Source organism: Caulobacter sp. P1_B12_2, from assembly GCF_056406675.1.
In genome coordinates this window covers 1-5952 of sequence record NZ_JBFTZS010000289.1, presented here as the reverse complement: position 1 = coordinate 5952, position 5952 = coordinate 1, and the positions used below count along the sequence as shown (strand labels likewise).

The window sequence follows — 5952 nt, the reverse complement described above, 5'->3', positions numbered from 1 at the left end:
TCGGTGACCTGGGCGGTGAAGCCGGTCTCGGTGGCGGTCATGGCGGCGAGCAGGTCGGTGTAGGAGGTCACGCGGCGGCTTTCGGTTGTTTCGTATGCGAAGGTTCGTCTTCTTTCGCTACGGAAGTCAAATCAAGGTCGCTCGGTGCGCCGAACACTTGCCTCCTACGGACCGCTTCGCGGTCGTCCTCCCCCACAGGGGGAAGAGGAGCCGCCGCCGGCGCGGCGCGCGCGTCCTCCGCCCCCTGTGGGGGCGGACAGACCGCGAAGCGGTCAGGTGGGGGCAAGTGTTGGCGGGCACGATCTCTCATGCTCACGCGGAAACCCGCTGAGGGAATGGAAAGGGTCGCGGAGCGCCGGACATCGTCCGGAGTGTTTGAGACAAATACCGTTTCGACGAAGCCGACCGCTCCGCGCCATCGTTATCCGCCAGCATCCGGTGGGCAGCCCTGTTGAGGCTTAGCCGGACCCGGAACCGACCCTTTCGAGCCAGTCCCAGTCGCCGGGGGCGCGGGCCAATGGGCAATACACGCGCTTTGTCCCCGTTCGACGCCGACGGCGGGCGGGGCCTGCAACGCCAGGCTCCCCGGACACGCTGAAGTAACCCCCTCCAGCCCAGTCCCGCTCGATCGCCCCCCGCCGCCGCATCGGTCGCTGGCCWTGCGCCCTTTCCMYGCGKCGAGGTGAGTCAAGGATACGGGCGGTTTGGAGGGTGAGGATCAAATCGGGTCGAGAAATCCCAGGGCTTTGAAATCGCGGGGGTTTGTTCGCTATCCGCCGAGCATAAGTATCCAAACCCCTCTCCCACCGGGAAAGGAGTTCAAGAATGCACCGACAGCGTAGGAGGTCCAACTTGAACCATTTCGTCGTGATCTCCGGCTGCTCCGGCGGCGGCAAGTCGACCTTGCTGGCCGAACTCGCGCGGCGGGGCCACGCCGTGGTCGAGGAGCCTGGACGACGGATCGTGCGAGAGGAACTGGCGGGCGACGGCGCGGCCTTGCCGTGGGTCGATCCGGCGGCCTTCGCGCGGCGGGCCGTGGTCATGGCGCTGGCGGACCGGGAGGCCGCCTCGGGTCTGGAAGGCTGGGTGTTCTTCGACCGGGGTCTGATCGACGCGGCGGCCGCCCTGGAGCAGGCGACGGGCGAGGGGATCCTGGAGCCGCTGGGGCGGGCTCATCGCTACCACGAGCGGGTGTTCCTGACCCCGTCGTGGCCGGAGATCTACGTCAACGACCCCGAGCGGCTCCACGACTTCGCGGCGGCGCGGGCGGAATATGAGCGGTTGTCGGACGCCTATGCGCGGCTTGGTTACGCGGTGTCGATCCTGCCGAAGGTCGACGTCGCGGCGCGGGCCGACTTCGTGTTGGCTACTCTAGGCCCTCCCCCCGTGGGGGAGGCGATCGCGAAGCGATCGGTGGGGGGATATGGCTGAGGTGGGACTGCTCCCCCTCCGGCGCATTCGCGCCGCCTCCCCCACTGGGGGAGGGACGCGAAAGTCTGAGCCGAGCCTACTCGCCCTTCAGTTGGCGATCGAAGAACTCCAGGTGGGTCTTCAGCACGTGCAGGCCCYTGGTCTTRCTGCCGGGCGCGCTGTGGCGCTCGCCCGGATAGAGCATCATCTCGAACGGCGTGGCGTTCTTCTGCAGGGCCGCGATCAGGCGGACGCTGTTTTCGAAGATCACGTTGTCGTCGGCCATGCCGTGGAGCAGCAGCAGGCTGTTCGGCTTGAGGTTTTTCAGGCGGGTCAGCGCGTCGGAATTGGCGTAGCCGTCCTTGTTCTCGTCCGGCTTGCCCATGAATTGCTCGGTGTAGTGGGTGTCGTAGAGGCCCCACTCGGTCGGCGGGGCGCCGGCCGCGCCGGCCTTGAACGGATTGTCGGGCGCGGTCAGCAGCATCAGGGTCATGAACCCGCCGTACGACCAGCCCATCACGCCCAGCTTGTCGGCGTCGACGTAAGGCAGCGACTGCAGGAACTTGGCGCCGGCCAGCTGGTCCTCGACCTCGACCGTGCCCATGCGGCGGTCGAGAGCCCGCTTGAACTTGGCCGAGCGGTTGGTGCTGCCGCGGTTGTCCAGCTTGAAGATCACGTAGCCGTCCTCGAGATACGGACGCTCGCCGACCTTCTGCCAGGAGCGGCTGACGGTCTGGGCGTGCGGGCCGCCATAGACCGAGACGATGGCCGGATATTTCTTGGCAGGGTCGAAGCCGACCGGCTTGAGGATCTCGTAGTGCAGCACCTCGCCGTCGGACGCCTTCAGCACGCCGTACTCAGGAACGGGCAGGGTGGCGGCGTAGGGCCAGTAGGGGTGGCCCTCGGCCAGCTTGTTCTCCTCGATCCAGCGCACCCGCTTGCCGCTCGCGTCGTACAGCGCGGTCTGGGGCGGGGTCTTGGGATCGCTGTAGCCGGCCGTGAAGGCGCCGCCGGTCTCGGCGACCTTGGCGGTCCACCAGCCGCCGGCCGGTGTCAGGGCCTTCGGCTTGCCCGGCTTGGCGTAGGACACCTCGTAGATTCGGCGCTCCAACGGGGTGTCGATCGAGGCGGTGAAGATCGCGACCTTGCGGGCCTCGTCGACGCCTTCCAGGGCGTTGACCGGCCAGTCGCCCTGGGTGACCTGGGCGATCAGCTTGCCGCTGGCGGCGTAGTGGTAGAGGTGCTTGTAGCCGGACTTCTCCGACGACCACAGGAAGCTGCCGTCCTTGAGCGGCTTGAAGTCGTCGCCGAGCTCGATCCAGTGGGCGTCGGTGTCGGTGACGAGGGTCTTGCCCTTGCCTGAGGCCGGGTCGTAGGCGATCAGCTCGACGGTCTTCTGGTCGCGGGTCTGGCGCTGGACGTACAGGGTCTTGCCGTCGGCCGACCAGTCGACCCGGGCGACATAGATGTCCTTGTTCGTGCCCAGGTCGATCTGGACGGTCTTGCCCGTGGCCAGGTCCTGGACGAACAGGTCGACCACGGCGTTGGGGCGCCCGGCGCGCGGGTAGCGCTGCTGGACCACCGTGGCGCCGCCCGGGCCGATGTCGGCGCGGGGGATGATATCGACCGTGCTTTCATCGACGCGGGTGTAGGCGATGCTGGTCTCGCTGGGGTTCCACCAGTAGCCGGTGAAGCGGTCCATCTCCTCCTGGGCGACGAACTCGGCCGTGCCGAACGACAGGGCGTCCTTGCCTTCGGTGGTCAGGGCCTTCTCGGCCCCGCCGACCAGGGGCTTGATGTAGAGGTTCTGGTCGCGGACGTAGGAGACGAAGCCGCCCTTGGGCGAGACCTTGGCGTCGACCTCGTCGCCCGGAGTTTCGGTGACCCGGGTGACCTTGCCGTCGGCGACGCTGTCCAGATAGAGGTCGCCGTCCAGCGGCACCAGGATGAAGCGGCCTTCCTCGTCCCAGCTGTATTCGACGATGCCGCGAGCCGAAACGCGGGCCCGTTCGCGGCGGGCCTTCTCGGCCTCCGACAACTCCTTGGCGCCGGCCGACAGGGCCGCCGAGTCGATCAGGCGGTAGGGCTCGCCGCCCTTGACGTCGGCCGCCCACAGGTCCTGGACGTTGGCCGCCTCGGCCTTGCCCTTCAGATAGGTGACCCGCTTGCCGTCCGGCGACAGGGCCACGCCCTTGGCCGTGGGGCCGTTCAGGGCCGGGTCGGCGAAGATCCGCTCCGGGGTGAGTTTTTCCGCCAGGACCGGCGACGACAGGGCGAGGCAGGCCGTGATGGCCAGGAGCGAGGGTCTGATCATGGCGCGGGACGCTATCGGCGAGCGTGGCCGTTGTCAGCAGGGAAAGTTCAGATCCTTTCCCCGGAGCGAAAGGTGCGGCAGCTCGCCGCGCCTTTGAGGAATCGCTTGCCAGGGCGCGTCTGTTAGCGGTAACAGCAGCCCGTGAGGCGCCGAGCGCCTCTGCCCTTCCTGGGCGTTTCCTCCCTAATGACTTCAAGCCCGGTCTTTTGGCCGGGCTTTCTTTTTGCCTGCGACCCAAAACAAAAGGGCCGGAGGTCGCCCTCCGGCCCTTCGTCTCGTCGATGACGCCGCGGTCCTAGAACCGCTTGCGCACCGTCAGGTAGCCCTGGCGCGGGGCGCCCGGCAGCAGGGTCATGGCCGTGCCGCCCGGGTCGGCCTTGGCCGCGCCGCCCGAACCGACCGTCGAGATGTAGTCCTCGTCGGTCAGGTTGCTGATGTTGGCCTGAACCTCCAGGCCGCGCAGCCAGGCGTTGTCGCCGCCGTCGAAGCGGTAGCCCACCGTCAGGTCGGCCACGGTGAAACCATCGACGTTTCCGCCGTTGTTCTCGAACGTGTACCAGCGCGAGGAGGTGTAGCTGACGCCGAGATTGGCGAAGAGGCCCGTACCGTTGTCGTAACCCAGGACCGCCTTGAACAGATGCTTGGGCGTGAAGATCACGTCCTTGTCCTTGGTCTTCATGGCGACCGTGCCGCCGGCGCCGGGGACGTCGTCCTGATAGACGGAGTCGTTGTAGGCGTAGGAGCCGTACAGCGACCAGGCGTCGGTCAGGCGGTACTGGCCGGCCAGCTCGATGCCCTTGGTCTCGACCGCGCCGACGTTCGACAGGACCGCCGGCAGGCCCAGGATCGGCGGAGCCGTGCTGGCGCTGTCCAGGCGGTTCTCGAAGTCGACGTGATAGACCGCCGCCACGCCCTGGAAGCGGTCGGTCTTGTAGCGGACGCCGCCTTCGAAGGTCTTGGAGGTCTCGGGCTCGAGGTTGTCGCGGATGTAGTTGACGACAGTCTGGTTCTGCGAGGCGAACGGGCCCGAGGTCGCGGCCGAGACGAAGGCGGCCATGTTCTCGGTGTAGCCGCCGAACAGCTCGAAGCCGTTGTTCAGATTATAGACGACGCCGACCTGCGGCAGGAAGCTGTCCTTGCTCTCGATCTTGCCGTTCACCGCGCCGACGATCGAGGTGACCTCGTTCTCGACCTTCAGGGCCTTGAAGCCGAAATTGACCTTCAGGGCGTCGTTGATCGTCCAGACATCCTGGATGTAGCCGGTCGTGGTCTTGGTGTTGAACTTGTATTCCCACGAGGTCAGGAACGGGTTGGACTGGAAGTCCAGCGGGTCGCGCGACGGGGCCGCCAGGGTCTCGGCGTAGAACCGGCGAGCCTGGTGGAAGTCGTTGTCTTCCGTCCAGAAGCCGGCGCTGATCGCGTGGCCGCCCAGGTCGACATAGACGTTGCCGATCAGGCCCTTGCGGTCGATGTCGTACTCGGTGGTGCGGATCGACAGCGGGGCGGCGGTCGAGCCGGCCGTGCCGTAGCCCGGGCTGACCGTGTAGGGCGTATACCACAGGCCCTGGCCTTCGTTCTTGTGGCCATAGCCGGTCAGGTCGAAGCGGGCCAGCTCGCCCAGGTCGTGCTTCAGGGTGACGGCGTAGATGTCGTCGTCGCGAATGCCGGCGCCGGCGTAGTAGGCGTCGTCAGGATTGGCCACGCCGTACTGTGCGTAGGGGTTGGTCCCCACGCCGGTCCAGTAGCCGCCGTTCAGGATCGGGGTCGGGCCGGCGTAATAGGCCGGGTTATTCAGCACCGCGCCGACGCCGACGGCCTTGTTCCAGTCGGGCTGGAAGTTGTCCCAGTCGCGGCCCAGGCGCTTGATCATGTCGAACGACATGTCCTGGTAGTCCTGCTCGCGGCGCTCGGAGTGGTTATAGAACGCGGTCAGCGAGCCGGTCTCGCCCAAGGGCAGCACGACCTTGGCGTCGAACTGGCGCTGCTTCTGCTCGCTGCCGCCCTTCCACTTGTCGGCCTTCTGGTCGACGGCCGAGACGTAGGCGCGCAGGCCGCCCAGGCCTTCGATGGCGCCGGTGTCGACGCGGCCGAACACCCGGTACATCGAGTCCGAACCGACCGTGGCGTTGGTCTGGACGTGGAACTCCTTGGACGGGTCGCGGGTGAAGAACTGCAGCGTGCCGCCGAGGTTCGACGTCGAGGCGGTCGACAGCGAGCCGGCGCCCTGG

At 67.2% G+C, this 5952-nt stretch carries 3 protein-coding genes; 1 reads left to right on the top strand and 2 read right to left on the bottom strand.

All coding sequences use genetic code 11. The features are described from left to right. Window positions 1-852: 852 nt before the first annotated feature. Window positions 853-1431, top strand: a complete 579-nt coding sequence (locus tag AC1DZ6_RS16995; RefSeq protein WP_477098325.1) for an AAA family ATPase — start codon at window positions 853-855, stop codon at window positions 1429-1431. A 76-nt stretch (window positions 1432-1507) separates the two neighbouring features. On the opposite strand, the gene AC1DZ6_RS16990 is transcribed toward AC1DZ6_RS16995, so the two are convergent. Next, on the bottom strand, window positions 1508-3724 hold the full coding sequence (locus AC1DZ6_RS16990) for a S9 family peptidase (protein WP_477098324.1): 2217 nt from the start codon (window positions 3722-3724) through the stop codon (window positions 1508-1510). Between the two features lie 295 nt (window positions 3725-4019). After that, window positions 4020-5952 (bottom strand): TonB-dependent receptor domain-containing protein (locus AC1DZ6_RS16985; protein ID WP_477098323.1); only part of this gene is annotated, 1933 nt, incomplete at its 5' end.